The organism is Ferrimonas balearica (genome assembly GCF_019802055.1).
Taxonomy (GTDB): Bacteria; Pseudomonadota; Gammaproteobacteria; order Enterobacterales; family Shewanellaceae; genus Ferrimonas; species Ferrimonas balearica_A.
Genome location: NZ_JAHVHW010000007.1, coordinates 1,066,738 through 1,092,429 on the forward strand (window position 1 = coordinate 1,066,738; position 25,692 = coordinate 1,092,429).

Here is a 25,692-nt window from a genome sequence, read left to right on the forward strand (position 1 = left end):
TGGCGCTTGGAGGAAGGATGCAGCTATCTCAAAACTTGCAAATCGATGAAGCGCGGCGTGAGCTGATCGATGCTCGAGATGGCTCCGTACACCCACTTTCTTTTGCGGAACTGGCGATACTTAAAGAGCTGCATCTGCATTGGGGCGAGGTGGTAGATAAAGACAGACTGACCGATGTGGGCTGGCCCGGCCGGGTGGTGGCTCAATCCTCATTGACCCAGTGCATAAGCACCTTACGGCGCAAGCTGCAGAGCCACAAAGAGGTGGAACTCAAGACCATACCTCGTCACGGCTATTGCCTGTGCAGCAGCGAGTGTCAGCGAAATCCGGAAACCCATTCCCATATTGGCCCGGAGCAGAAACCACCACCGTATTCCCTGAGCCGGAGCGTGAGTTGGACTCAACTTGGAGCCTGGGCATTAGTGCCTGCCCTATTGATGGTGCTCGTGTTCCTTCACAGCAGCGGTTTATTCGCCAGGGCGAAGCAGAGGTTGCAGCTTCTGGACGCCCCGCAAGTGGCTGAAGTGGTGGTGGAACCCATTCAGGTGGGTCAAAACACCAACCTGGCTTATCAGGTTGTATTTGATGTGGACCAGGACATGGAGTCGGTGACACCGCAGCAATTCGTTGCCAATTGGCGTCATGTGGATCAGGTGATGCCTCGGGCCAATCAGCAGCGAAGTTTCATTAAACAGAGTGCGGACTTTGACTCCATTGCCCTGTGCATGAACTACCAGGATGGTTGTAAAGACCGCATCCCCCTCAATCTGGTCAAACGCCACCAGACTCAGCCTCAATTGGACCTGTCCTGGCTGCAGCAAACCAAGCTCAGGATGGAGCAGGTTACCTACAACAAGATCCTGCTCGATCGCTTTGAAGGCCCCTCGGATGGTTTGACGGAAGAGGTCTATCGAGCCGATGTCTATTACTACGGCGACAGTGACAATGTGGTTCGCAGTGATATGCGATTCTCACTGGTTTTTGAGTCCGATAACCGGGGCAAAGTGATCGTGGCTGCCTGTTTTACCGATGCGGTGAATTGGGATACCAGCATGAGATATGAGTTCTCTGGTTCCTTTAATGCCTATGACTCTCAGGTGGATGGTCGCTTAGTCAGGCGTTTCCAGGTGGATGTGGATAGCCAACAGTTCAATCGTCCCGGAGTGCTGACCGAAGAGATGGCGGTGATCTACCGCGAGTTGCAGAAGGCGGTGTTGTCTCAGAAGCAGTTAGTACTGCATCAGTTGCAGCAGGATGAAGGCAGCGGCGTGTGGAGCCTGCCTCTTTGGGGAGACACCATGGTTTGGGCGACTCGAGCTGAACTTAAGCTGTGAATCGTTGAGAAGACCTGTCTGGATACCAAGCCCTCGCCATCAAGGTGGGGGCTTTTTTTGCGCCTGTTGAACGGAATGGGTTGGTTCGCCGAAAACGAACAGGGCGGCCCATGCGGGCCGCCCTGTGTTAAGGCTGGCATAAGCCAGCCACAAAACTGCTGGTGTGCCTATCAGGCGAAGTTTTCGTTAACGAAATCCCAGTTCACCAGGTTCCAGAACGCGTCCATGTAGGTCGGACGAGCGTTGCGGTAATCGATGTAGTAAGCGTGCTCCCACAGGTCAACGGTCAGCAGCGGGGTTACGCCTTCTTCGGTCAGCGGGGTCGCAGCATTGCTGGTGTTCACGATGGCCAGAGAGCCGTCAGCTTTTTTCACCAGCCAGGTCCAGGAGGAGCCGAAGTTGTTGATGGCGGAATCGGTGAACTGAGCCTTGAACGCGTCGAAGGAACCGAAAGCACTGTTGATGGCATCGGCGATGGCGCCGGTTGCTGCACCGCCACCGTTCGGGGACAGGCAGTGCCAGTAGAAGGTGTGGTTCCAGATCTGGGCTGCGTTGTTGAATACACCGCCGGTGGAGGTCTTGATGATCTCTTCCAGAGACTTATCCGCCATCTCGGTGCCTTCAACCAGGCCGTTCAGCTTGGTGACGTAAGTCGCGTGGTGCTTGCCGTGGTGGAACTCCAGGGTCTCGGCAGAGATGTGGGGCTCCAGTGCGTCTTTTGCGTACGGCAGTGCAGGAAGTTCAAACGCCATTGCTCTTCTCCATTGATATTAGAGGTGTGTTATCCGTGTGCTGGTCGTCATTCTAACGGAGGAAAAGGTGAGGTGCATCAACTTATATAGCCAGCAAAAAGCAGTTGGTTAAAAATTTAGCCACAGAAATAATGGTGTTTTGTCCACCTGCCTCCTTGGCTTAGAATGGGACCAGGTCCACAACCCTAGAGACAAACGAATTCATGGATACCGTAGAAAAGATCAAGAGCCAGATCGCTGAAAACTCTATCATTCTGTATATGAAAGGGTCCCCCAAGCTGCCCAGCTGTGGCTTCTCCGCCCAGGCAGCCCAGGCGCTGATGAACTGCGGTGAGCAGTTTGCTTACGTTGATATCCTGCAGAATCCTGACATCCGCGCCGAACTGCCGGCGTATGCCAACTGGCCGACCTTCCCGCAACTGTGGGTAGAAGGTGAGCTGATCGGCGGCTGTGACATCATCATGGAGATGTTCCAGAAGGGCGAACTGCAGGCACTGATCAAAGAGACCGCAGCCAAAAACGCTGCAGCAGAGTGATTCCCCTTTCTTAGCGGGAACGAGAAACGGCGCCAATGGGCGCCGTTTTTTATTGTGCAGGGAGTGCCAATATCTCAGGCATCCCCATTAAGGCAGAGCCTTCAGACGCACGGCCTGAAGATGCAGCATCTCTGTGGCCAGAGTGGCGCCGGCCAGGGCGGTCAGATCGGCATGATCGTAGGCGGGAGCGACCTCCACCAGATCCATACCTACGATGTTCAGCCCCTTGAGACCACGGATGATCTTCAGAGCTTTATCGGAGTTCAGGCCACCGCATACCGGGGTACCGGTTCCCGGGGCAAAGGCGGGATCCAGACAATCGATGTCGAAGGTGAGGTAGATCGGCTTGTCGCCCACACGGGCACGAATCGCCTCGACAATGGCGTCGGCGCTCATATCGTTGGCGCTGTCCGCTTCAATCACGGCGTAGCCGTGGTTTTCCCGGGTGTACTCAGTCCGGATACCGATCTGGATGGAGTGCGCCGGATCCACCAGACCCTCTTTGGGAGCGTGGTAGAACATGGTGCCGTGGTCGTAGCGACCACCGGCATGGTAGGTGTCGGTGTGGGCATCAAAATGCACCAGCGCCAACTCCCCATAGTTCGCGGCATGGGCCCGGAGCAGGGGCAGGGTGATGAAGTGATCGCCGCCAAAGGTGAGCAGGGTCTTGCCCGCTTTGATCAGTTGGTCGGCGTGCGCGGTAAGACGGGTCATCATCTGCTCGCTGTCACCGCAATCAAACACCAGGTCGCCACAGTCCACCATCTTCAACTGCTCGCGCAGATCGAAATCCCAGGGCCAGCGACAGCCCTCCCACGCCAGGTTGACGGAGGCTTTGCGAATGGCCTCGGGGCCTTGTCGCGCACCTGAACGACCCGTGGTCGCCAGATCAAAGGGAACGCCGGTGATGACCAGGTCTGCGTCGGATTCCGCAGGACGGAAATCCAGCGGTTGGCGCAGAAAGCCAAAGGCGTTGCTGTACAGGGAATAATCAGGATGGTTGGCGAGAGTAGCCATAGTGCTCCAATGAAGAGTATTGAGGTGGGGTCAGCCCCGTTAGCGTCTCAAGTATTGTCCTTCAGGGATAGCATCTTGTCACTCATTGCGTGAGGCGAACGAGAGAATCTCACCTGTGCAGCTGGATTGGACAGGATCGGGATCCGGTCATAAGGTCAAAGAACCTCTCTGATTGGTGACGGCCTATGCGTTGGTTTCCTTTGCTGATACTTCTGTTTGGTTGCAGTGCCAGCGCACCACCGGTGCCCAGCGTAGAGCCTGAACCCCTGATGCTGACGTCGGAAACCGGCTATCTGGTTGATCGGTTAACCGAGGATCTCAACAGCGGAAATCAGGACGGGCTGCGGGAGGCGATTCAGCCGCCTCATCCTCTGGCGCAATGGGAACCTGAGTTGAAGAATGATCCCGCCTGGCAGAGCCTGGTGAACCAGTGGATCGAGGAGTTGGTGCTTCATGCCGGGGCCGGGGAGTGGCAGTTTCGTCAGCTCAATGTCATCCCATCGGGGTGGCGCGCCGAGTACCGTCTGGTGCATGAAAACTTTGCCGTGGAGTACTTCTACTTCGACATCGAAGAGGGCCCGGCTGGCCCACGGGTGTCGGACATGGGCAACCACCTGTTCCAGATGAGTCAGGTGCAACTGATGGACCATCTCTATCACCAGTTGATGCTGGAGTATGGTGAGTCCGAGCAACCCTTTGCCCAGTTTTTTGCGTTCCTTCAACCCTATGGTGAGGGCGAGGTCTCCAAGTCGGTGTTTGTGAAAGCCTACCGGGCCCTCCCTGGCGACCTGCAATCCCATTCGCTCACTCGGGAGTTGGTTTTGAGAGCGCTCAGCGGCAACGAGAGCCAATGGTATACTGGGCTGCCCACCAATATGGTGCATCGGCTCTATGGCGATGATTACCGTTTGATGCAGACCAACACTTGCCTCTCCAACCTGGATGCGGACTGTCGTGGCATCTTCCAGCGACTGCCCAGCACCCTGAAAAACGACGTGGCGATGCAAACGGAGATGGGGATCCGGGCACTGCACCGGGGGGAGTTGACCATCGCCGAAGCCCACGTGGACGCGGCGCTGGCTGACAGCAAAGAGTACCTTCCCACCTACTGGCTGAGTTTGCAGGTGGCGCTGGGGCAGGGGGATTACCCCGATGCCATCGCCAGTCTGGACAGACTCTCACGCCACTTTGATCTGCCGCTGGACAGAGAGATTCTGTTTGAGGTTTATCCCGACGCCGGAGCACGCTTTCTTGCCTCTTCGGACTTCTACCAGTGGGCCAAAGGGTTGCAGGATGAGTAGCACCGCGCGGGTGCTTCTTCGCATTTGATCCGGGTCACAGCTCAGGCGGATTTTACGAAACCCCTTCGACAACCCGGGTTGGGCGCATTACTGTTTTTGTCAGTAGATCAACTGGATGGAGAGGTTGAATGAATCGCCTTATTAATTCCCCGATTTTGGCGCTCGGCGCGACGATGCTGGTGGCGGGCTGTGCAGCGCCTGATGGCTCAGTGGAGATGGCGGCGCCACCAGAGCCGGTGGCTTCGGTTCAAACCGCTCCGGTGACTCTGGTGATGGAGTGCGGTGATATCACAGTACCCACCCGTATTGATGGGGAGAGTGCGTGGCTGTTCCTGCCGGGAGAAACGGTCAGGGCGGAGCATGCGATCTCCGCCTCCGGTGCGCGTTATATCGCAGAGGGGGTAGAGCTTTGGCTGAAAGGCGAGGAGGGCCTGCTGATCCAGGAGGGACAACCGAACCGCAACTGCACCAACAACCGTCGGGCTGCGATCTGGGAAGGAGCGAAACTGGATGGCATGGACTTTCGGGGCGCCGGCAATGAGCCGCCCTGGATCCTGGAGTTGTGGTACGACAAACTGGTGCTGAAAACCGGCTATGAACAGGCGCGTCGAGAATGGCCACGCCCCCAGCCGATCACGCTGGATCGGGCAAGCCGCTTTGACCTGGCGGATGGGGTATCCGTTTTGCTGGAGGGCAAAGCCTGCTCCGACAGCATGAGCGGCGAGGCGTTTGAAACCACCATCACGATTACCGATGGCGACCGAACCTATCGGGGCTGCGGACGCGCCCTGCATTAATGCGGGAACGGAGAATAAAAAAGCGCGCCAATCGGCGCGCTTTTTATTCACCCGGCCAATCTTAGAAGTTGGCGGTGCGCGGAGCGCGGGGGAACGGGATCACATCACGGATGTTCTGTACGCCGGTGACGTAGCTCACCAGACGCTCGAAGCCCAGACCGAAACCGGAGTGCGGGATGGTGCCGTAACGACGCAGGTCGCGGTACCAGTACATCTCTTCTTTCGGCAGGCCCATCTCTTCCATACGCTGGTCCAGCACGTCCAGACGCTCTTCACGCTGGGAGCCACCGATGATCTCACCGATGCCGGGAGCCAGAACGTCCATCGCAGCAACGGTCTTGCCGTCGTCGTTCAGGCGCATGTAGAAGGCCTTGATGTCTTTCGGGTAGTTCTTAACCACCACCGGAGACTTGAAGTGCTCTTCCGCCAGGAAGCGCTCGTGCTCAGAAGCCAGATCGATACCCCACTCAACCGGGAACTCAAACTGCTTGCCGCAGTTCTCCAGGATGGTGATGGCGTCGGTGTAGTCCACCTGGGCAAAGTCAGCAGCGATGAAGCTCTGCAGACGGGTGATCACCTCTTTGTTCACACGCTGCTCGAAGAACTTCAGGTCGTCCATGCGCTCATCCAGAACCGCCTTGAAGCAGTACTTCAGCATCGCTTCAGCCAGCTTGGCGTTCTCATCCAGATCGGCGAAGGCCACTTCCGGCTCCACCATCCAGAACTCCGCCAGGTGGCGGGAGGTGTTGGAGTTTTCAGCACGGAAGGTCGGGCCAAAGGTGTACACCTTGCTCATGGCGCAGGCATAGGTCTCAGCGTTCAGCTGGCCGGATACGGTCAGGAAGGTCTCTTTGCCAAAGAAGTCCTGGTCGTAATCCACTTCACCGTTTTCCAGGCGAGGCAGGTTGTTCATGTCCAGGGTGGAGACGCGGAACATCTCACCGGCGCCTTCACAATCGGAAGCGGTCAGAATCGGGGTGGCAACCCAGATAAAGCCCTGCTCGTGGTAAAAGCGGTGGATCGCCTGAGACAGACAGTTACGAACGCGCATTACCGCACCAGTGATGTTGGTGCGCGGACGCAGGTGAGCCACTTCACGGAGGTACTCGATGGAGTGGCGCTTGGCCGCCATCGGGTAGGTGTCCGGGTCTTCTACCCAGCCCACCACTTTCACGTCGGTGACTTTCAGTTCGAACTGCTGGCCCTGGCCGGGGGATTCCACCACTTCGCCGGTCATCTCAACAGAGCAACCTGCGGTCAGGCGGAGGATCTCATTCTCGTAATTCGGCAGATTATTGGGCGCTACGCCCTGAATCGGGTCAAAACAGGAACCGTCATACACAGCCAGGAAAGAGATGCCCGCTTTGGAGTCACGACGGGTGCGGATCCAACCGCGCACCGTGACTTCGCTGCCGACAGCGTGATCGCCCTTGAGGACGTCAGCAATGGTTGCCAGGGTCATACTCGAAAAGTTCTCCAACGAGTCGTTTACTATCAGGGTTTTCGGCTTTGCGCCGGACTGGACATCTTACCTTGAAACGCCAGTTTCTCAAGGCCCAATTCTCAAGGGCCGAAAGGAGATTCGGCGTATCCCAGATGGCGAACCAACTGTTCAATCATAGCCGCTGTCGCGCCCCATACCTGATGGGGCATAAAGTAGACACCCTGAACGCCATTGGGGCGTCGAACCGGCAGTTTCCAACGCTCTCTGGGCTCAAGAAAATCCACCAGAGGGGCGCGGAACAGACGGGCCACTTCACGCTCCGACAACACGGGTTCAAAAGGCTGGGTGATCAGGGCGATCTGGGGGAACACCCGGAAGCGACTGATGGTGTGAAATACCGGCAGCTCGCCAATCCGCAGCACGCTTTGCGGTGGCAGGCCGATCTCCTCCCAGGACTCCCGCAGGGCCGTGTGCCAGGGACTGGCATCGTCGCGGTCCATTTTGCCGCCGGGGAACGCGATCTGGCCGGCGTGAGTGGGCATCTGCGCGGTGCGTTCGGTCAGCAGCAGATGTAGCTCCCCCTCAATCTCCTCCAGGGCGATCAATACTGCGGCATCGCGCAACTTAGGGTGGGTCGACATGATGCTGCGCAGGGGGTCCTCCCCATCACTGCCCGGCTGGAGCTGAAAGCGCAGCAGAAATTCCGTTTTGTCCATCTTGACTCGGTAAAGGCTCGGTTACCGTCAGAGTGCCAGATGTGGAGGAGGGGAGCTAGCGTCCGCTGCCGTTACGGTAGGTCTCCAAAGCTCTGAGCAGCCAGGTAGCACTGGGTTCGGGGGGCTGATCCGGGCACTGGATCTGGTAAGCGCGTCCACTGAAGCTACTTTTGGTGGCGGCGAACTCGATAAACTGTTCGGCGGTGGGCTCATGGCCCCGATTAAGGATGTAGCGGTACTTGCGCTCGATGTGGTCCCGCGCCTCCTCGCCGTCGTACTCCTTGCCGTTGCGAATAAAGAGGCAGGGGGCCTGCTCTATCTCTGACAACAGGTACTGGATCTCCAGCTCAGAGGTCGGGTCGCCCTGAGCGGCAGCAGGGAGTATCACCAGACAGATAAAGGCAACGAAGGCTCGGTACATCGTCGGACTCCTGTTCAGGGAAAGTGTCGTGGGCCGGGGCTCATCAGGGTCATCTTCGCCCGAGTCGGTAACCGGGTCCAGCCCCTGTGGAGATCCTATACTCCAGCGGAGACGTTGACCGGGTTGGAGTGTGGCTATGGAAAATGTGGACAAGAACACCATCGTTGACAGTGATGATGGCCATGTTGAGGTGGATGCTGTGATTGATGAGCAGGATGCGGTGATGCATCTGATCATTGAGGCATCAAACGAAGCGACCGCACGGGAACAGTTTCAACTGCTGCTGGCCCAGGCTCAGGGACAGAGTCCGGCGGTAACCGGCTCAGCCAACTGGGTGGGGAAGCAACTGGAGGGCCAGTTACGTTTTCCCTCAGCAGCAGAGCGTCTGACCTTTGAGATGGGTCTGGGTTAATCGGTGATCCAGTAGGGCACCCGCTGAGCCTGGATAAAGGCCTCGGCATCGGGGCCGTGCAGCAGGGCCAGGGTGCTGAGCAGACCCGCCTGAAGACAGGTTTTGCCCGCTACCGTCATCTGTCGGGGGCCGCCATGGGTAGCCCTGCCGGTTTTGGGGTTAAGAAGGTGACTGTACCGAACCCCGCTATGCAGCAGAAACCGCTGGGTGTCTCCGCTGGTGGCCAGAGCCCCGTCTGTCAGCGTCAGCAAGGTGGGAGAGGGCGCGTCCTTTGATGCGGGTGTGATCCCGATACGCCATGGCAGATCCACAGGCTGGGACAGGGCCAGATCGCCGCCAAAGTTGACCAGCACCGGTGTGTCTGGCGCCAACTCAGCCATCAAGGCTGCCACGCAATCCACTGCGTACTCCTTGCCGATCCCACCAAAATCCAGCTCCATCCCCTCCGGCAGAATGATCCACTGGGCATTCCACTGCACCTTGTCCCAGCCAATTCTCGCCAAAAGGGGAGTGATCTGCTCCGGCGTTGGTAATCGATCTGAACCATCAAACTGCCAGGCCCTGCGCAGTACGCCGGAGGTAAGATCAAACAAGCCCTCACTCAGTCGATAGCAGGTGTCGGCGAAAAGAAGCAGCCGGTGAGTCTCTTCGTCGATCGGGACTGGCTTGCCCTGGCTTCGGTTTATCCGGTCACAGAGGCTGCCGGTGATATAGCGGCTGAATTTGGCCTCAATGGCGCGGGTTCGGGCTTCGGCGGCCCGCAGCAGCGAGTCAGCAAGGGCTGGATTGGCAGTGCGCATCAACAGCACACAATCGCAGGCCATCGCCGAAAACCGGCCCTGAAAGTGATCCTGCTGGCGGAGGAGTCGGGGCGAGTTCATCAGAACCGATAGCTCAACTGGGCCATCAAAGCCCCAACCTCGGGATAGAGTTCCAGGCTGGCCAACTGCCCCGGACCGACCGGCCCGTCAGGCTGCTGAAGATAGTACTCAAGCCTCGCCGCCGCCTGATGTTCGCCTACGGGGAAACCGTACTTGAGGCCAAGGGTATAGGTGTCCATCTCGGCCAGCCGGTAGTCGGCACTGGCGTATTCGGGCAAGGGGGCATCACTGAGCAGATAGGGCTGATAGAACTCGGCATCGGACTGGTGGTAGTAGCGGAGGTGAGGCTCCAGAGTGTGCCCGTTACTGAACTGCCAGTTCAGTCTCAGGTCCAGCGTATGGGAATCGATCGCCCAGTCGTCCGTCATGTAGCGGTAGCTGAAATCCAGTACCGGCGCCCCCAGATAGGCTTTGGTCTGCCAATAGAGGGCGTGCTTGCTGCGGCTGTCGGGGCGGGATTCATACAGCGTCCGTTGAACCATCCCATCGTTGTTCACGACGGAGACCAGTTTGAAGGGATCGGTCTGATAGCCGTCCACCTGGGCGTAGCTGTAGTTCAACTGCATAACCACATTGCGGTTGATGACCTGGGTGAGCCCAAGGGTGAGTTCCGCCGTAGTTTTGTGCTCCTTGGCATTGCCCCGGGTGGCGCTGAACGCCTCGGCAAACGCCTCTTCGCTGGGATAGTCCTGTCGAAGGACCATGGTGGAAAGGGGTAACGGTGTGCGCCCCTCCGGCTCAATGGTGTCGAAGTACGCCGACGAACCCAGTCGAATCGAGGTGTTTTTCCGGTCCAGATAACGGGTGAGGCCGCCACTGATGCCCAGAGAGGTGTAGTCGTACTCTTTGGAGAGGTGCCCGCCCAGGTCATAGTCCCAGTTATGGCTGAGGGCCGCGGCCCAGCCAGCATTGAGCTGAACCCGCGTATCCCGGAAAGTGTCATCCAGTGGCGTATTGCCAGCGGCAGAGGTGTATTCCCCCCGCCCTGACGGGCGGGTAAAGGTTTGCGCTGTGGTCTGGGGGACGGCACCGGTAGGGGTGGCGCCGGTCAGGCTGTCTACGGTGGCAGACAGACTGAGGATCTCGTTGTCAGCGTTGGTCCGGACGCCCTTCAGGGTACCCTCGACGGCGGTCACCCTGTCCCCATCTTCGCCGTAGTAGAGCAGGGCAGCGGTGTGGTCCCAACTGGCATCCTTGTCGAACCAGTCTGCCTGAGCGGGCGCGACCAGTGCCTGACTGGCCACCACCAGGCTGCCGGAGATGCAGGCGAAGGTTTTGTCGGTCAGTTGCATCCACAACCTCCCCCAGCGGTGCCTCGTCCGCCACTGCTGGCTTCCTTGGAGAAGTAGATGTGGTCATCAAAGGCCTTATCGAGTGCATCGGCCTCCAGCGCCATGCGGGGATCCGCAAGCCGATCCCGCTCCCAGGGCTGAACCCCCAGGCTGCTGCAACCGCAGAGCATAAGCAGACCGATCAGAGCAATAATGCCTTTCATACCGGGTGACCTACTCCTTCAGGTAGCTGGCGACCTCGTCCATCAGGGCATCGGATTCACTCTTTCTGAAACCCACGTGGCGGACCAGGATCTCGCCATCCTTAATCAGATAGCTGGTGGGCATACCGGGTACCTGGTAGGCCTCGGCAATCGTGCCCTCAGGGTCGTAGTGGATGGCAAAATCGGCGGGGTATTTGGCCAGGAAGGGTTTGGCGTCCTCCGGATCCACATCGACATTAACGGCGACCACCGTGAGGCCTTTGGGGCCGAGTTCCGTATGGAGCCGGTTCATAAAGGGGAAGCTGTAGCGGCAAGGACCACACCAACTGGCCCAGAAGTCGAGATACACCACGGTTTCCTGAGACAGGCTGACCAGCGTGGTGTTTTTGCCGTTGAGGTTCAGGGCAAAGTCCGGGGCGGGGGCCGCCCAGAGCGAGGGGCAGAGCAGTGCTGCCCCGATGACCATGGCACGAAGAGCGGATGGGGTCACGACAATCACCTCCTTGGATACGCCGTAGAGTGCTCTATATCAGAACCTTTGAATGTACTCCTGTCAGTCAGCCAAAAACAGCAGTGAGTTCAAAAAAGTTCTGAACGGGTGTCGGTCAATAGCGGCAGGATGCGACTGACCTTGTCAAAACTCTCCTGGTATTCGCTGGCGCATTCAGAATCCGCCACGATGCCGCCGCCCGCCCAGCAGTGCAGGCGCCCGTCTTTGGCAACCAGTGAGCGAATGGTGATGCTGGTGTCCATACGCCCATGCTGGCTGAGATAACCGATGCTGCCGCAGTACAGGCTGCGGCGGTGGGGCTCCAGTTCCTCAATGATCTCCATTGCCCGGATCTTGGGCGCGCCGGTGATGGAGCCTCCGGGAAAAGCGCTGCGCAACAGATCCAGGGCCGTGGCGTCGTCCGCCAATGTGGCCGTCACCGTGCTGACCAGATGGTGCACCGCTGGAAAACTCTCAATGGCAAACAGGCTGGGCACCCGCACGCTGCCGGGGGCGGCGATGCGGCCCAGATCGTTGCGCAGGAGGTCGACGATCATCAGGTTCTCTGCGCGGTCTTTGCTGGCCTGCTGCAGGGCTTGTGCGCTTTGGGCGTCCTCCGCTGGGTCGGCAAAGCGGGGTCGGGTGCCCTTGATTGGCTTGGTCTGCACCTGACGGTCATTGACCAGCAGGAAGCGCTCAGGGGAGACCGACAGCAGTACGGCGTCCGGCAGCCGGATAAAGGCGGAGAAGGGCGCGCCATTGTGCTCCCTAAGCCGCTTATAGGCGTCCCACTCATTGCCGCCGTAATCGGCACTGAACCGTTGCGTCAGGTTGATCTGATAGCAATCTCCACTGGCCAGGTAGGCCTGAACCTTGTGGAAGCGCTCAGCGTACTGCTCCGCCGTAAGCTGGTGCTGCCAGGGGCCCTTCAGAGCAAAGCCCGGTTGACGGGGCTCTGCAGACAGCTGCTCAACCAGCCAGTGATAACGCTCCTGCCACTGCGCTTCGTCCCCCAGCACCACCAGTTCCACCTGGTAATGTCCCTGCTCAATGATCAGCGCCCAGTCGTAGATCCCAACCGCCATCTCCGCCAGACCGATGTCGTCCTCAGCGGTGGAGGGAAGGCGCTCAAAGCGGCGACCAAGGTCATAGCTGAAATGGCCCAACGCCCCGCCAATAAAGGGGAGGTCTGCCGGGCCTTTAAGCTCCGGTCCCAACACCGCATTCAGAGTGACCGCCAGGACCTCAAGGGGATCTTCGGGATGACGGGTTACGCTGTCCCCCTGACGAACTTCGGTGCACCCGCCATGGGTTACCACGGTGGCTCTGGGATCGGCGACCAGAATGTCGTAGCGGGCATCCGGATGGGCGCTGGCCAGATCACCGATGGCGGAGTCCAGCAGCATCGCCCAGCTCTGGTGGGCAAAGTGTTCAAACAGTGCGATGGGGTTGGCGGGCAGGGAGAGGGGACGGCGAAAATAGTGTGTCATGGTGCGGCTTCACTGCGGCTGATGGCCGGGAGCCTACCATAAAGGCGCTACCCGGCCCAAGCCGTTACGGTCCGGTCAAATCCAGTTCAAGCCAGACCAGACGATGGTCCGATGAGGCACCTCGACCCGCTACCAAACGGGCCAACTCCAACCCCTCTACCGGCCAGAACACGGCGCCACGGTGGGGAGTAAACCCATATTGAGAGGGCAACACATAATCCACCTGTGCTCGCCAGGCCGCAGTGTGGTAGCGCGCTTCCGGGTTGTCCGGGCTATGCAGTGCCCCACCAGTGCTTTCCGGACGCAGTGTGGCGTTGACTCCAGGATGGTTCAGAAGCTGGTCGATGGCACCGGGACGACTGTTCCCCTCAGTGGGGGAGGCGTTGTAATCCCCCAGGATCACAAAGCGGGTGTCCGGCGCCAACCCGCCGCGCTGACCGGCATCATCCACCAGATAATCGGCGTTGTTCAGGTAGTCAGCCCAGAGGCGGATCTCGTCATAATTACGGGCGCCATTGCGGTTCTCCGGACCGTCAAACACCGGCGGCGTCGGGTGGGCGGCCAGAATGTGGACGGTGCGGTCACCCACCTGCACCGGCAGATCCCAATGGGATTTGGAGGAGAGCCTCAAACCCTGCCAGGTGTCGGTGTCGTAAAAGGGGCTGCCATCCGGGTTAAGAATCGGCTGGGCATCGGGCATCCGGTGCCAAGGGAAGGTGCGGAAGGTGCGTACCTGGTCCTGATCGATGGGGTAACGGGAGAGCAGCACCATGCCGTACTGCCCCGGATAGTGGCCAAATCCCCAGGCATCGCCACCGGTACCAGAAGCGACGCCATCGCCATCGATGTCATAGGGGCTGGGCACGCCGGTATTCACCGGAGCCACATAGTAATAGGGGTAATCCAACGGCTGGCGGCCATTCTGGCTGACCTTCAGATAGTGACGAAGAAACGCCTCAACTCCCTCTGCCGGGTCGGCGATATAGTCGAATTCGTTGAGCAGGACGATATCGGGGCGCACCCGTTGCAGAATCTCGGCGATATTGCGGATCTGAGGATGCTCGCCATCGGCCAGCAATTGGGCAAGTCGGTTGGGGTCGAGGGGGTCGCCTTTGGCGCGGTAGTTTCCCGCCTCCATGCTGACGTTAAAGGTCGCCACCTTCAGGCGGACAGGCTCATGGGATGGAGTCGGGGACTCTGAAGGCATCGGGGCGTGGCATCCAGTCAGGGCGGCAATCAGCAGGCCGCAAAGTAAACGAAGCAACACAAAGGGCTCCTGTCAGTTTGCGACAGTGTAGCGCAACAGGCTAATGGAAGCCTCGGTCGTTGCATAGCTAAGTGACTGACCTACTCACATTTCTACTTGTGGAAACCTGAGTGTTGCAAAGCCAGGTCGATAAAGTGAAAAAGGCAGCCATCCGGCTGCCTTTTTTAACGCTTGGCGCAAATCAGAACGAGGTGCGGCGGTAGTGACGGTATTCGGCGGTCCAGAACGCCGCCTCAATGGCGTCGCGCAGGTCGCTGTTCTTCACCTTGATCGCCACGCCATCAGCCATGGCGGCCTTGGCCACGGCAAAGGCAATCTGCTTGCTCACTTCCTGGATCTCCTCCAGCGGCGGCAGCAGGCTGCCATCGCCTTTCTGACCCAGCGGGGAGCACTCCGCCAGGGCGCGGCTGGAGGCCATCATCATGCCGTCGGTGACGCGGTTGGCGCCACAGGCGATCACGCCCAGGCCGATGCCCGGGAAGATGTAGCTGTTGTTGCACTGGGCGATGGAGTAGGTCTCTTCACCCAGCACCACGTCCTGGAACGGGCTGCCGGTGGCCACCAGCGCTTTGCCATCGGTCCAGCGCAGGATGTCTTCCGGCACCGCTTCGATGCGGCTGGTCGGGTTGGACAGCGGGAAGATGATGGGACGCTCATTGTTGGCGGCCATGGCGGTGATCACCTCTTCGGTGAACAGGCCCGGCGCGCCGGATACGCCGATAAGGATCCCCGGCTTGGCGTTGTTCATCACATCCAGCAGAGAGACGTTTTCGTGCTCCAAAGTCCATTTCTCGACCACTTTCGGGTCCTGAACCAGACGCTGTTGGAAGTCGAGCAGGTTCACCATGCCATCCTGCAGCAGGCCCCAGCGATCCACCATAAAGATCTGGCTACGAGCTTTCTTGTCAGAGAGCCCCTGAGCCACCATCTCCGCGATGATCGCTTCAGCGATACCACAACCGGCGGAACCGGCGCCGAGGAAGGCGACGCGCTGGTCTTTCAGCTCTTTGCCCTGGGCCTTACAGGCGGCCAGCAGAGAGCCAACGGTAACGGCGGCGGTGCCCTGAATGTCGTCGTTGAAGCAGCAGATCTCGTCTTTGTAGCGCTCCAGCAGCGGCATGGCGTTTTTCTGGGCAAAGTCCTCAAACTGCAGCAGGGCGTCGGGCCAGCGCACTTTGATCGCCTGGATCACGTCATCCACAAACTGCGCGTACTCTTCACCGCCGATGCGGGGGTTACGCCAGCCCATGTACATGGGGTCGTTCAGACGCTGCTGGTTGTCGGTACCCACATCCAACACGATGGGCAGGCAGTAGGCGGGGCTGATGCCGCCACAGGCGGTATAAAGGGAGAGCTTACCGATTGGGATGCCCATGCCGCCGATGCCCTGATCTCCCAGACCCAGGATCCGCTCACCGTCGGTGATCACAATCACTTTCACATTGTGGCGGGTGGCGTTGTTGAGTACGTCGTCGATCTTGTCCCGGTTGGGGTAGGAGATAAACAGACCCCGGGAGCGGCGATAGATGTTGGAGAACTCTTCACATGCGGCGCCCACGGTCGGGGTGTAGATGATCGGCATCATCTCGGAGATGTGGTCCTGCACCAGACGGTAGAACAGCGTTTCGTTGGTGTCCTGGATATTGCGCAGGTACACGTGCTTGTCCATGTCGTTGGTGAACGCCTGGAACTGTTTGTAGGCGCGGGAGGCCTGCTCTTCGATGGTCTCTACCGCATCCGGAACCAGGCCGGTCAGGTTGAACTCACTGCGCTCTGCCTCGGTAAAAGCGGAACCCTTATTCAACAGGGGCGTTTCCAGCAGCACCGGGCCAGCGTAGTGGATGTACAGGGGGCGTTTTTTATCGTCCATTAAGAAGGGCCTTTTGCAGCAAGGGCTTGGATCTTGGTTTTCGGGCGTGAAGTGTATCACGTTTACTCCGCAGGTGGACCAGGGTTCGGGATCCGACCAGAGACGGTCGGCGGTGTTCAGGGGATGCATGATAAAAACGCCTCCTTGCTGGCAGTTGCCGCAAAGACTAGGCGTCCATGAGATCCGAATAAGTGAATATTTGATTAACCTTTTCCGTCACTTAGCGAGCCCGTCGGGATGGGGCCTGGACGGTAAGGCGGTTACAGCAGGAGTTTGACCCTGACCGTTCGGCCCTTTATCTGGCCGTTGTTTAGCGCGGTCAGCGCGGCAGAGACCTGGGTTTTTTGCAGGGTGACGTAGCTGTGGTCATTCAGCAGATCGATGGCCGCGATCGCCTTATGGGGCACGCCAGCGCCTTTGATCAGCGCGCCCATCAGGTCCCCTTTGCGCAGTCGGGCACGGCGTCCGGCATCCACCATCAGGGTGGCCAGCGAATTGGGCGTAACCGTGACCGACTGGGATGGGGCCGGTTGTGATGGGATACCCGGCGCAAGCTGTTGCAGAGCGGATTGCTGCTCCGGACGATAGAGGGTGATCGCCCGGCCGCTGGCACCGGCGCGCGCGGTGCGGCCAATGCGCTGACTGTGGGTATCGCTGTCGGAGGCCAGCTCCGCATTGATCACCGTCTCAATCGCTTCCACATCCAGGCCCCGGGCTGCCAGATCAGTGGCGATAAGCAGAGGCGCGCTGCCGTGGCGGAAGCGGATAAGGGTCTGCTCCCGTTGCTGTTGATTGAGATCGCCATGAAGTGCCAGCGCCGGGCAGCGGGCTTTACACAACTGCTGTGCCAGGGTGCGGCAAACCGCTTTGGTGTTCACAAACACCAGCGTGCGGCCCTGCCCAGTGAGCTGGGGAATCACCTCAGCGAGCTGGGCACTTGGCGCCAGGCACAGGGCCTGTTGGTGAATGTCCGGGGTATCCCCCTGAACCTCAATGGCGTCAGCGGGCGCCATCGCCAGCAGCGCTTCCGGGTAAGTGGCGGAGCACCAGACCCGCTGACAGGCCCTGGGAAGGGCTGCCGTCAGGGTCTGTAGGTCCCGGACAAACCCCTCAGCGTGCAGGCGATCCGCTTCATCCAGCACCAGAATCCTGACCTGGTCCAGGGTTAGCGCCCCCTGTTTCAGCAGGGCAGTAAGGCGGCCCGGCGTTGCCACAATCAGATGGGCACCGTGTCTCAGTGCCGCCTCCTGTGCGCTCTGATCGGTACCGCCATAAACCGCGGCCACATGAAGATTGGGGTAGGGGCGCCCCAGTTGCCGAAGCACCTGGGCGATCTGTTCTGCCAGCTCCCGGGAGGGGGCCAGAACCAGACCCTGGGGCTGGCGGCGGGACAGGTCCAGTTTCGCCAGCAGGCCCAGCCCGAACGCCACCGTTTTACCGCTTCCCGTCGGGGCCTGGATCCGAAGGTCGCCTCCGGCCAGCAGCTTCGGCAGGCTCAGTTGTTGCACCTGGGTCAGTGGCACCAGGTTAAGCGCTTGGATATGGGCGTTGAGCGGGGCGGGCAGCAGGGTGAGGGTATCGGTGCTCAAGGGACGCTATGGGATCAGGGAAAACTGGGGCTTATGCTACCAGATATTGGCATCAGAGCGAGATGGCGATCAGGAGTCCGGCGCACTTAACCGGTTCAACTGGAGCGTTTGTCGCCGGATCCAGTGCGTTCCTTTGTCATCTTGATAATCCACCTCTTCTTCCCGGCTCAATTGTTGGGGCAGGCGTTGCCAGGTCTGGCGGACTCTGACGGGACGCTGTTGGCGAATTGCGCTGAACTCAAAGCGAAGGGTCCAGACCTCGTCACTGACGTAGTGAAAGCTGGTCAGTTCGCGCTCCTGCTCATACTCCGCGTGCTGAAACTGCTGGATAACACGGTAGGGCGGCTGAACTTCGACATATTGGGCAAACCGGGATTGGGGCGTGGTGACCTGCTCCTCAAGCCACTGGGGCTGCTCGGTGGCACTGATGGTCAGCTGCACCGGCGTTTCGGTGATCTCTCCACTGTCCAGGTTCATCCCCTGCCAGTGCCCTTGCCACTCTCCCTGCAGGCTCATCAGTGCCTGAAACTCCGGTTCAGTGGCGAAGGTGGGGGCCACCGCAAGCAGCCCCCACAACAGGATTAGTGTGCCCGGGGTTCGTCGAGACATGCGCGCAGCGCCTCCTTCTGCGGCTCGGTCAAGGTGGTTTCGACGGACAGGGCGGGGTGGTCGCACCCCAGATGCACCGCTTGTCCCTGTTTTAGCGCGGCCATCATGCTGTCGCTCAGTTCCCAGCGCAGAAAGTGCACACTGCTGGTCTTGCTTTCGTCGCTGCGCTCCAGATCCTCATCGGCGATGGCGTACACCCTGGGGCCATCGCCCACCTGAACCCAGACCCGACGCTCCACATCGATAAGCCGCGCCAATGCCAACCTGCGCTCCTCGACATCCGCGTATTCCAGCAACATGGTGGCTTTCCAGTTGTGTCCATCGGGGATCAGCGGGTTGTAGGCGTCCAGTTCCTCCTGAATCGCGTCGGGCTCAAACACCCGCTCAATGCGGAGCATCTCCTGAACCTGGTACTGAATGGTCATGCGATCCTCAAACAGCAGCCTCAGATGCTCACCCAAACCCGCCTGAAGATCCTTTTTATGGGCCAGCACCTGCTGGCGAAAGCCCGCGCGGTGCTGCGCGTACTCCTCAAGAGACCAGAGGTCATTCCGTGTCAGTTTGTCCATAACCTGTTCCTACAATCCGTATGCCTGACGAAGCAGGCTGATGGGGTGAAGGGCGTTGCCCGGCTTGTCGCCCAGTCCGGTGCGCTGACTGCCGATGTGGCTGGCGGCCATGGGGCAGTCGCTGACATGGTGGTCTGGTTGAGTGCGATCCACCTGACGAACCACGGGGCGGGCGATCTTCAAAGACGCTTCCCGGGTCTCCAGTTTGACCGCGTAGGTGCCATCATGCCCGGAGCAGCGCTCAATAGTGTGCACCTGTGTATCCGGTATCAGCGCCAGAATGTCGCGGGTTCGGGGGCCAAAGTTCTGTACCCGCTGATGGCAGGCTGGCTGGTAGGTGATGTTCCCCAGCGGCTGAGTAAACTCGGTTTTGAGTTTTCCCCCCTTGTGCCTGAGCCAGAGATACTCGAAGGGGTCGAAGAAGGCTCGCTGCACCAGTGCCACCTCCTCGTCATCCGGAAACATCAGGGGCAACTCCTGCTTAAACATCAGTACGCAGGAGGGGATGGGCGCGATCAGGTCATAGCCCTGCCGCACCAGCTCAGCCAGGCGTGGAATATTGTGCGCTTTCAGTCGGGCGACGCTCTCCATATCGCCAATCTCAAGCTTGGGCATGCCACAGCACTGCAGCGAGGTGGCCGGTTCAATCTGGATGTCGTTGTGCTGGAACACCTTCATGAAATCATCCGCCAACTCCGCCTGGGTGTAGTTGGCGAAGCAGGTGGCAAACAGGGCCACTTTGCCGCTGGTGTCGCCAACGGGCGTTGGCGGAATGGTTTGCACCTGTTCCTGAGCGCGCTGCTCCAGCGTTGGGCGGGAGTAGCGGGGCAGGGGCGCATCCCGATGGACGCCGAGGGTCTTCTCCAGTGACACCCGGAACACTTCGGTATTGCCCAGCCCCGACATCATCTGCGAGATCCCGGGACTGGAGGCGAACTTGCCCATGGCGTCGGTGTTGGTCAGAACCCGATCCCGGAATCGGGCGCCGGACTTGTGGAATCGTTGCGCTTTGGCCTGCAGCATCAGGTGGGGAAAATCCACTCCCCACTCGTGCGGCGGCACGTAGGGGCACTTGGTCATAAAGCAGAGATCACAGAGGTAGCAGTGATCCACCACCTTGTAGTAATCCCCCTTATCGACCCCATCCACCTCCATGGTGTCGGATTCGTCCACCAGATCGAACAGGGTCGGGAACGACTGACAAAGGCTGACGCAGCGGCGACAGCCATGACAGATGTCGTAGACCCGCTCCAGCTCCGCCATCAGTTTGGCGTCGTCGTAATAGTCTGGTCCCTGCCAGTCGATTGGGTGTCGGGTGGGCGCTTCAAGACTGCCCTCTTTACGGCTCATGGTGCCTCCGGCGCGCAGGGGCGATGCAGTCGCACCGCCCCGATCCGTTTAGCTGTCGAGATTATCCAGCGCTTTCTGGAAGCGGTTGGCGTGAGAGCGCTCCGCTTTCGCCAGCGTCTCAAACCAATCGGCAATCTCATCAAAACCCTCGTCCCGGGCGGTTTTCGCCATGCCGGGATACATGTCGGTGTACTCGTGAGTTTCACCGGCAATGGAGGCTTTCAGATTGGCTTCGGTACCGCCGAACGGCAGGCCGGTGGCCGGATCGCCTACCGCTTCCAGGTACTCCAGGTGGCCATGGGCGTGGCCGGTTTCCCCCTCCGCAGTGGAGCGGAACACGGCAGCCACATCGTTATAGCCCTCAACGTCCGCTTTGGAAGCGAAGTAGAGGTAGCGGCGGTTGGCCTGGGATTCGCCAGCAAACGCGTCTTTCAGATTCTGCTCGGTTTTGGATCCTTTCAATGACATGACTTTCTCCTGTGGCGTCAAACGCCTGATTGCTTCACACAGGATCAAGCGTAGACAGCCACGGGCCGTTTATAGATGGAATTTCTTCGCTGACCTAATCGTTGTGCTCGATTGAACCATGCAGGCTTACCCAGAACGCTATGGTCAGCGTCGCAGGGTGGGAGGAGGCAGTGGGTTAAGCGGTCGGAGAAGTGTGGCGCCCTGATGCAAAAAGCCCCGCACAATGGCGGGGCTTTTCAGGGTTCGGGCTTCAGGCGCCTTCCAGAGAGCGGCCCAGTTCGGCCAGTTTCTCGAGCGCCTCTGGATTGTCGACCGCTTTAGGGTGCTCAATATTGAACTTCCCAATCTTAATCGCATCGCGAATGGACCAACTGGTGTTCATACCCAGAACCCGCAGGAAGCCCAGTGCTGGCCCACGGGCACGCATGGTGCCGCGCTGCCAGCGACGTACTGTCTCTGGCGTGGTGCAGAGGAAAGCCGCAAGTTGACTGGTATCCATACCCGTATTGTCACGGATGTACTTCAGGATCTGGGCTTCCTCGGTATCGGCAAAGCCTGGGTTTCTGGACATTTCGTCTTCCTCACTCATCATATGGGCGTCATTGTACAACGGGACGCCCGTTGATTGTTAGGCCGGGTTCTTTACCCGGAAGATCATGCTGTAGTACAGCGGAATCACCACCAGAGTCAGCACGGTTGCCACCAGCAGACCCACCATGATCACAGCGGACATGGATTTGAAGAACGCATCCCCAATCAGTGGCGCTACGCCAAGAATGGTGGTGGTTGCCCCAAGGACCACAGGGCGTGCCCGACTCAGGGCCGCACCAATGATGGCTTCGTACGGCGTGATACCCGCCTTCACATCCTGGTCAGCCTGATCAACCAGCACGATGGCGTTCTTTACCATCATCCCCACCAGAGAGAGGGTGCCCAGTGTCGCCATAAACTCAAACGGTGTCTGGAACACGATCAGGCCAGCGGATACCCCCACCAGGGCCAGCGGAACAGTCAGCCAGATAACCAGGGCCTGACGAATGCCGTTGAACATAAATACCACGGCCAGAATCATGGCGGCGAAACCGTAGGGCGCACTGATCGCCAGGCCCTCATTGCCCTCTTTGGCGTCCTTGTATTCACCGTGCCACTCCAGGCTATAGCCGCTCGGCAGCGTCATTTCAGCCTCCAGTTGAGCGCGGATCTCCTCAAACGCTTCAAAGGAGAGGACACCCGGAGCCGGATCCGCCTGTGCCTTGATGGTCGGGACGCGGTCGATGCGCTTAAGCAGGCCATCTTCAAACGTCACGTCCATGGCAGTGACCAGTTGGCTGACCTGAACGTAAGCGCCTTGGGCCGGGCTGAACACTTCGGTGTTTTCCACAGCACGCTGGTGTGTGCGTTCGGCTTCCGGTGCACGGGCGACAATCGGGATCAGGCTATTGCCTTCACGATAAACGCCCACATCGCGCCCGTTCAGAGTCTGGGCGATCGCGCCATTGATCTCCTGAGCCGTCAGGCCCAATCGCTGTGCCACCTGGCTGTCATATTCAGGGCGCAGGGTCGGCACCTGATTGCGCCAGTCATCCTGGATGGCCATCAGCGCCGGGTTGCTGGCCATGATCGCTTTGGCTTCTTCGGACAGCTGACGCAGAACGGCGGCGTCGGGACCGGAGAAGGCGGCTTCAATCTTTTTCCCACCACCCGGGCCCAGCATAAATTTCCAGGCCATGATGGCGGCATCGGCGTACTTGGCGGACAACTCCTCGTTCAACTGTTCGAGCAGCGGGGCGATGTGTTTGAAATCATCAACGTCGACCAACAGCTGGGCGTATGCAGTGTTTGCAGGCTCCGGGCTGTAGATCAGCATAAAGCGCAAACCGCCGGCACCGATAAAGCTGGTGACGTTAGTGACGCCCTCTTTGGCCATCACGTCTTGTTCAATCTGAGCGACCACATCGGCGGTGCGCTGGAAGTCGGAGCCTTGCGGCAGGTTGATGTCCACCACGAACTGCGGACGCTCTGACTCCGGCATAAAGCCAGGCGGTACGAACTGCAGAGACAGCACACCCAGCACCATCACCGTCAGGATGGTGGCCAGGGATTTCTTTCGGTTGTGCAGCACCCAGACCAGAAAGGTGCGGTACGCCTTCAGAATGCGGCTCGGCTTTTGCCCCTTGCTGTCATTGACCTTGAGGAAGTCATGACACAGCAGTGGTACCACAGTGATGGCAAGCACCCAGGACAGCATCATGGAGTAGAGGATCACCCAGAACAGCGAACCGGCGTACTCCCCCATATTGGACGGGGAGAGGCCAATGGCACTGAACGCCAGGATGCCCACGATGGTTCCGCCCAACAGGGGCCACTGGGTGGCTCGCACTACCTCACCGATAACCAGCTTTCGATTGGCCTTAGGGTTCTGTTGCAGTCGCGTCAGCACGCCGTCGGTAACAACGATCGCATTGTCGACCAGCATGCCCAGAGCGATGATCAGCGCGCCAAGAGAGATCCGCTGCATGGCGATATCGTCAATCAGCATCACGATTAGCGTGCCAGCGACAGTCAGTACCAGTACGCCGCCGATGATGATGCTGGAGCGCAAACCCAGGAAGAAAAACAGCACCGTGAACACAATCACCACGGCAGCAATCAGGTTCAGTACGAAGTTGTCCACAGCCTCAGCAACACTGACGGATTGCAGCGAGATCGGATTGATCTCCATGCCAAGAGGGCGGCGATCATCGAGCTCGGCAAGGCGGGCCTGCACGGCATCACCCATCACCACCACATTGCCCCCCGAGACATTGGACACACCCAGGCCGATGGCAGGCTGGCCGTTAAAGCGAACCAGTTCGGTCTGATCCTGGTAGCCACGGGTAACCTCAGCGATGTCGCCAAGGCGAACCAGAGTGTCGCCCAGTGCGATCTGGATGTTCTCAATCTCCTGGAAGCTGGACACGCTGGAGATCGGGATGACATTGACGTTCATCGAGCCGGTTTGCATGGTACCCGCCAGAGTGACCGCATTCTGCTTGGCCAGGACGTCATAGACCTGATCCATGGTCAGACCGAAGGCGTGTACACGGGCGCTGTCTACTTCAACAAAAATGCGCTCCTGCTGCTCCGCCTGAGTGGCGACGTTGGCCACACCAGGCACCAGCGACAGCTCGCGAGCCAGCATATCCACGTAGTCCTGCAGCTGCTTAAAGCTGTAGCCCTCGCCGGTGACGGCATAGTACATGGCGTACACGTCACCGAAGTCGTCGTTGACGTAGGGATGGCTCGCCCCCGGAGGCAGGGACATCGCCGCGTTGTCCACTTTGCGACGAAGTTTATCCCAGACCTGCTGAATCTCGGCTTCGCCGGCCGTGAAGCGTCGGTCCATCTCAATGATCACTTCGGAGACACCGGGCTTGGAGGTCGAGGTGATTTCATGCACCTCCTGCATCCCCATCAGGGCACCGACGATGACGTCTGTCACCTCGTTGTCCACCTCCTGGGCAGTGGCACCGGGATATTGGGTGATCACAACGGCCTGACGAATAACGAACTCAGGGTCCTCAAACCGTCCCAACTTCTCGTAGCTGATCCAGCCACCGAGCAGTACCAGCAGGACCAGTACCCAGGTGGTCGTTCGTTTCGCAATAGCGGACTGGGCGATGTTCATTTACTTGGTCTCCGTAACAGGGCGAACGGTCATGCCTTCGGTCAGCGAGGACACGCCCGCCAACACGACACGCTCTCCATCAGACAAGCCGTCTACTGCGACTCGATCCTGACTGATCTCTCCGAGGCTGACACCACGGCGACTGAGGGTATTGTTCTCGTCAACGACCCAGACAAACTGGTTGCCAAGGTTGTCGGGAACCAGGGCAGTCAACGGGACGGTGATCTGCCGTTGGCTGCTGTTCGCCAGGGGGATCACCTTGGCGGCCATACCGGGCAACACAACGGCGTCCTTCAGGTCGGTAAAGGCGAACGTCACCTGATAGGTCTGGGTGGCCTGGTCTGCTTCGGTGGCGAAGCTTTTCATAACAACGTCGAACCGGCGGCCAGGCAGGGCAGAGATTTCAGCGACTCCGGTCACCTCATAGCCACCGGAGGCCACGACCCGATCCGGAACGCTGATGGTCACTTCCAACGCCTCCAGATTATGAAGAACGAAAGCGGCCGAGTTAGCGGCCACCTGGGTGTGGTTGTCCACCAGGCGGTTGCCGATGTAGCCATCAAACGGGGCGACCAGTGTGGTGTATTGAAGGTTGCGCTGGGCCTCTTCGACACGAAGGCGAGCCAACTCAACTCGGGTGGTGATCTCCTCCATCTCCGCAACGGAAATGGATTGGCTCTTCGCGAAGATCGCTTTGGCACGACGGTGGTCAGACTGAATGCTGTTGAGTTCGGCAACGGCGGAACTCAGTGCAAGCTCAGCCTCTTTGGGATCCAGTTGGGCCAGAACCTCACCCGCTTTTACTCGATCCCCTTTCTCTGCAAACACATTGATCAGATGGCCACCGGTGCGGAAAGACAGGTCAGCGCGGTCTGCCGCGCTGACAGCACCAAAAAACTGGTGGCTGGCGGCAACCTTGCTGCTCACAGTCTCAACCATCGCGGGCCGAACGGTCTCTACGGCCTCTTTGATCGGCGCTTCCTGGGTACAGCCCATCAGCATAGCGGGAAGGGCGAGGGCCAGAATCGTCTTTTTCATTGGTGGTTCCTATCTGTTTGCCAAGAAAAGGGAAGCTCAGTCCGTTTTCAGATGGTGATGGTGAAGCCAAGCAGCAGCGCAATCAGAAAGAACACCGGCTCTGAGGCGTTGACCAGGTAAGTCATGATTCGGTCGAACATCGTTTTCTCCTGAACGTCTGGTGTGGACACTGAGTTGCA

The 25,692-nt window shown here is 59.2% G+C and carries 25 protein-coding genes; 5 read left to right on the forward strand and 20 right to left on the reverse strand.

The window, feature by feature from the left end:
* Window positions 1–17 precede the first annotated feature (17 nt).
* A complete protein-coding gene (locus KUV52_RS12460) occupies window positions 18–1,334 on the forward strand; it encodes a transcriptional regulator (RefSeq protein WP_222526260.1) in 1,317 nt (438 codons plus the stop codon).
* Window positions 1,335–1,504: 170 nt separating this feature from the next.
* Here the strand turns inward: KUV52_RS12460 and sodB are convergent, their stop codons facing one another.
* Window positions 1,505–2,086, reverse strand: a complete 582-nt coding sequence (gene sodB / locus KUV52_RS12465; RefSeq protein WP_222526261.1) for a superoxide dismutase [Fe] — start codon at window positions 2,084–2,086, stop codon at window positions 1,505–1,507.
* A 203-nt stretch (window positions 2,087–2,289) separates the two neighbouring features.
* On the opposite strand from sodB, the gene KUV52_RS12470 reads away from it, so the two are divergent.
* The gene (locus KUV52_RS12470; protein ID WP_222526262.1) at window positions 2,290–2,622 is read left to right on the forward strand and encodes a Grx4 family monothiol glutaredoxin; all 333 of its coding nucleotides are present in this window, start codon (window positions 2,290–2,292) and stop codon (window positions 2,620–2,622) included.
* A gap of 87 nt (window positions 2,623–2,709) precedes the next feature.
* On the opposite strand, the gene speB is transcribed toward KUV52_RS12470, so the two are convergent.
* Window positions 2,710–3,639 (reverse strand): agmatinase, encoded by a 930-nt coding sequence (gene speB / locus KUV52_RS12475; RefSeq protein ID WP_222526263.1) that lies wholly within the window; start codon window positions 3,637–3,639, stop codon window positions 2,710–2,712.
* A gap of 185 nt (window positions 3,640–3,824) precedes the next feature.
* Between speB and KUV52_RS12480 the strand changes: the two genes are divergently transcribed.
* Together KUV52_RS12480 and KUV52_RS12485 are read left to right on the forward strand one after the other, a co-directional pair.
* Entirely contained in the window at window positions 3,825–4,940 is a 1,116-nt protein-coding gene (locus tag KUV52_RS12480) for a hypothetical protein (protein WP_222526264.1), read from the forward strand.
* Window positions 4,941–5,068: 128 nt separating this feature from the next.
* Window positions 5,069–5,737, forward strand: coding sequence for a COG3650 family protein (locus KUV52_RS12485; protein WP_222526265.1), 669 nt, complete (start codon window positions 5,069–5,071; stop codon window positions 5,735–5,737).
* Between the two features lie 61 nt (window positions 5,738–5,798).
* On the opposite strand, the gene asnS is transcribed toward KUV52_RS12485, so the two are convergent.
* From asnS to KUV52_RS12500, 3 genes are all read right to left on the reverse strand, one after another.
* Window positions 5,799–7,199, reverse strand: a complete 1,401-nt coding sequence (asnS, locus tag KUV52_RS12490; protein WP_222526266.1) for an asparagine--tRNA ligase — start codon at window positions 7,197–7,199, stop codon at window positions 5,799–5,801.
* A gap of 101 nt (window positions 7,200–7,300) precedes the next feature.
* A complete protein-coding gene (locus KUV52_RS12495) occupies window positions 7,301–7,897 on the reverse strand; it encodes an NUDIX hydrolase (RefSeq protein ID WP_222526267.1) in 597 nt (198 codons plus the stop codon).
* Between the two features lie 55 nt (window positions 7,898–7,952).
* Window positions 7,953–8,318 carry a DUF5329 domain-containing protein gene (locus KUV52_RS12500; protein WP_222526268.1) on the reverse strand — a complete coding sequence of 122 codons (366 nt, stop codon included), beginning with the start codon at window positions 8,316–8,318 and terminating at the stop codon, window positions 7,953–7,955.
* Window positions 8,319–8,454: 136 nt separating this feature from the next.
* On the opposite strand from KUV52_RS12500, the gene KUV52_RS12505 reads away from it, so the two are divergent.
* The gene (locus KUV52_RS12505; protein ID WP_222526269.1) at window positions 8,455–8,730 is read left to right on the forward strand and encodes a DUF406 family protein; all 276 of its coding nucleotides are present in this window, start codon (window positions 8,455–8,457) and stop codon (window positions 8,728–8,730) included.
* Here the strand turns inward: KUV52_RS12505 and KUV52_RS12510 are convergent.
* From KUV52_RS12510 to KUV52_RS12580, 15 genes are all read right to left on the reverse strand, one after another.
* Entirely contained in the window at window positions 8,727–9,611 is an 885-nt protein-coding gene (locus KUV52_RS12510; protein WP_261389977.1) for an FAD:protein FMN transferase, read from the reverse strand. The two genes, KUV52_RS12505 and KUV52_RS12510, sit on opposite strands and share 4 nt — an antisense overlap.
* Entirely contained in the window at window positions 9,611–10,903 is a 1,293-nt protein-coding gene (locus KUV52_RS12515) for a DUF3570 domain-containing protein (RefSeq protein ID WP_222526270.1), read from the reverse strand. Before KUV52_RS12515 ends, KUV52_RS12510 begins: the two co-directional genes overlap by 1 nt.
* Window positions 10,894–11,106 (reverse strand): DUF4266 domain-containing protein, encoded by a 213-nt coding sequence (locus KUV52_RS12520; protein ID WP_222526271.1) that lies wholly within the window; start codon window positions 11,104–11,106, stop codon window positions 10,894–10,896. Before KUV52_RS12520 ends, KUV52_RS12515 begins: the two co-directional genes overlap by 10 nt.
* A 10-nt stretch (window positions 11,107–11,116) precedes the next feature.
* The gene (locus KUV52_RS12525; protein ID WP_222526272.1) at window positions 11,117–11,596 is read right to left on the reverse strand and encodes a TlpA family protein disulfide reductase; all 480 of its coding nucleotides are present in this window, start codon (window positions 11,594–11,596) and stop codon (window positions 11,117–11,119) included.
* Between the two features lie 89 nt (window positions 11,597–11,685).
* Window positions 11,686–13,086 carry an aminodeoxychorismate synthase component I gene (gene pabB / locus KUV52_RS12530; RefSeq protein ID WP_222526273.1) on the reverse strand — a complete coding sequence of 467 codons (1,401 nt, stop codon included), beginning with the start codon at window positions 13,084–13,086 and terminating at the stop codon, window positions 11,686–11,688.
* A 64-nt stretch (window positions 13,087–13,150) separates the two neighbouring features.
* Window positions 13,151–14,293 carry an endonuclease/exonuclease/phosphatase family protein gene (locus KUV52_RS12535; protein ID WP_222526843.1) on the reverse strand — a complete coding sequence of 381 codons (1,143 nt, stop codon included), beginning with the start codon at window positions 14,291–14,293 and terminating at the stop codon, window positions 13,151–13,153.
* 241 nt (window positions 14,294–14,534) lie between these two features.
* On the reverse strand, window positions 14,535–16,223 hold the full coding sequence (locus tag KUV52_RS12540; protein ID WP_222526274.1) for an NAD-dependent malic enzyme: 1,689 nt from the start codon (window positions 16,221–16,223) through the stop codon (window positions 14,535–14,537).
* 260 nt (window positions 16,224–16,483) lie between these two features.
* Entirely contained in the window at window positions 16,484–17,812 is a 1,329-nt protein-coding gene (locus KUV52_RS12545; protein WP_222526275.1) for a DEAD/DEAH box helicase, read from the reverse strand.
* A 69-nt stretch (window positions 17,813–17,881) separates the two neighbouring features.
* Window positions 17,882–18,421, reverse strand: coding sequence for a hypothetical protein (locus KUV52_RS12550; RefSeq protein WP_222526276.1), 540 nt, complete (start codon window positions 18,419–18,421; stop codon window positions 17,882–17,884).
* A complete protein-coding gene (locus KUV52_RS12555) occupies window positions 18,394–18,990 on the reverse strand; it encodes a DUF3501 family protein (RefSeq protein WP_222526277.1) in 597 nt (198 codons plus the stop codon). The genes KUV52_RS12550 and KUV52_RS12555 overlap by 28 nt, the downstream gene beginning before the upstream one ends.
* A gap of 9 nt (window positions 18,991–18,999) precedes the next feature.
* Complete coding sequence (locus KUV52_RS12560; protein ID WP_222526278.1) at window positions 19,000–20,340, reverse strand: heterodisulfide reductase-related iron-sulfur binding cluster; 1,341 nt, start codon at window positions 20,338–20,340, stop codon at window positions 19,000–19,002.
* Between the two features lie 48 nt (window positions 20,341–20,388).
* Window positions 20,389–20,808, reverse strand: a complete 420-nt coding sequence (locus KUV52_RS12565) for a rubrerythrin family protein (RefSeq protein WP_222526279.1) — start codon at window positions 20,806–20,808, stop codon at window positions 20,389–20,391.
* A gap of 250 nt (window positions 20,809–21,058) precedes the next feature.
* Window positions 21,059–21,379 carry a helix-turn-helix domain-containing protein gene (locus KUV52_RS12570; protein ID WP_222526280.1) on the reverse strand — a complete coding sequence of 107 codons (321 nt, stop codon included), beginning with the start codon at window positions 21,377–21,379 and terminating at the stop codon, window positions 21,059–21,061.
* Window positions 21,380–21,436: 57 nt separating this feature from the next.
* The gene (locus tag KUV52_RS12575) at window positions 21,437–24,475 is read right to left on the reverse strand and encodes an efflux RND transporter permease subunit (RefSeq protein ID WP_222526281.1); all 3,039 of its coding nucleotides are present in this window, start codon (window positions 24,473–24,475) and stop codon (window positions 21,437–21,439) included.
* A complete protein-coding gene (locus tag KUV52_RS12580) occupies window positions 24,476–25,513 on the reverse strand; it encodes an efflux RND transporter periplasmic adaptor subunit (protein ID WP_222526282.1) in 1,038 nt (345 codons plus the stop codon). It abuts the gene before it with no gap.
* Window positions 25,514–25,692 lie beyond the last annotated feature (179 nt).

Coding starts and splice junctions, on each gene's coding strand:
- KUV52_RS12460 (WP_222526260.1), top strand. CDS start 18: ATGCAGCTATCTCAAAACTTGCAAATCGATGAAGCGCGGCGTGAGCTG.
- sodB (WP_222526261.1), bottom strand. CDS start 2,086: ATGGCGTTTGAACTTCCTGCACTGCCGTACGCAAAAGACGCACTGGAG.
- KUV52_RS12470 (WP_222526262.1), top strand. CDS start 2,290: ATGGATACCGTAGAAAAGATCAAGAGCCAGATCGCTGAAAACTCTATC.
- speB (WP_222526263.1), bottom strand. CDS start 3,639: ATGGCTACTCTCGCCAACCATCCTGATTATTCCCTGTACAGCAACGCC.
- KUV52_RS12480 (WP_222526264.1), top strand. CDS start 3,825: ATGCGTTGGTTTCCTTTGCTGATACTTCTGTTTGGTTGCAGTGCCAGC.
- KUV52_RS12485 (WP_222526265.1), top strand. CDS start 5,069: ATGAATCGCCTTATTAATTCCCCGATTTTGGCGCTCGGCGCGACGATG.
- asnS (WP_222526266.1), bottom strand. CDS start 7,199: ATGACCCTGGCAACCATTGCTGACGTCCTCAAGGGCGATCACGCTGTC.
- KUV52_RS12495 (WP_222526267.1), bottom strand. CDS start 7,897: ATGGACAAAACGGAATTTCTGCTGCGCTTTCAGCTCCAGCCGGGCAGT.
- KUV52_RS12500 (WP_222526268.1), bottom strand. CDS start 8,318: ATGTACCGAGCCTTCGTTGCCTTTATCTGTCTGGTGATACTCCCTGCT.
- KUV52_RS12505 (WP_222526269.1), top strand. CDS start 8,455: ATGGAAAATGTGGACAAGAACACCATCGTTGACAGTGATGATGGCCAT.
- KUV52_RS12510 (WP_261389977.1), bottom strand. CDS start 9,611: ATGAACTCGCCCCGACTCCTCCGCCAGCAGGATCACTTTCAGGGCCGG.
- KUV52_RS12515 (WP_222526270.1), bottom strand. CDS start 10,903: ATGCAACTGACCGACAAAACCTTCGCCTGCATCTCCGGCAGCCTGGTG.
- KUV52_RS12520 (WP_222526271.1), bottom strand. CDS start 11,106: ATGAAAGGCATTATTGCTCTGATCGGTCTGCTTATGCTCTGCGGTTGC.
- pabB (WP_222526273.1), bottom strand. CDS start 13,086: ATGACACACTATTTTCGCCGTCCCCTCTCCCTGCCCGCCAACCCCATC.
- KUV52_RS12535 (WP_222526843.1), bottom strand. CDS start 14,293: ATGCCTTCAGAGTCCCCGACTCCATCCCATGAGCCTGTCCGCCTGAAG.
- KUV52_RS12540 (WP_222526274.1), bottom strand. CDS start 16,223: ATGGACGATAAAAAACGCCCCCTGTACATCCACTACGCTGGCCCGGTG.
- KUV52_RS12550 (WP_222526276.1), bottom strand. CDS start 18,421: ATGTCTCGACGAACCCCGGGCACACTAATCCTGTTGTGGGGGCTGCTT.
- KUV52_RS12555 (WP_222526277.1), bottom strand. CDS start 18,990: ATGGACAAACTGACACGGAATGACCTCTGGTCTCTTGAGGAGTACGCG.
- KUV52_RS12560 (WP_222526278.1), bottom strand. CDS start 20,340: ATGAGCCGTAAAGAGGGCAGTCTTGAAGCGCCCACCCGACACCCAATC.
- KUV52_RS12565 (WP_222526279.1), bottom strand. CDS start 20,808: ATGTCATTGAAAGGATCCAAAACCGAGCAGAATCTGAAAGACGCGTTT.
- KUV52_RS12570 (WP_222526280.1), bottom strand. CDS start 21,379: ATGTCCAGAAACCCAGGCTTTGCCGATACCGAGGAAGCCCAGATCCTG.
- KUV52_RS12575 (WP_222526281.1), bottom strand. CDS start 24,475: ATGAACATCGCCCAGTCCGCTATTGCGAAACGAACGACCACCTGGGTA.
- KUV52_RS12580 (WP_222526282.1), bottom strand. CDS start 25,513: ATGAAAAAGACGATTCTGGCCCTCGCCCTTCCCGCTATGCTGATGGGC.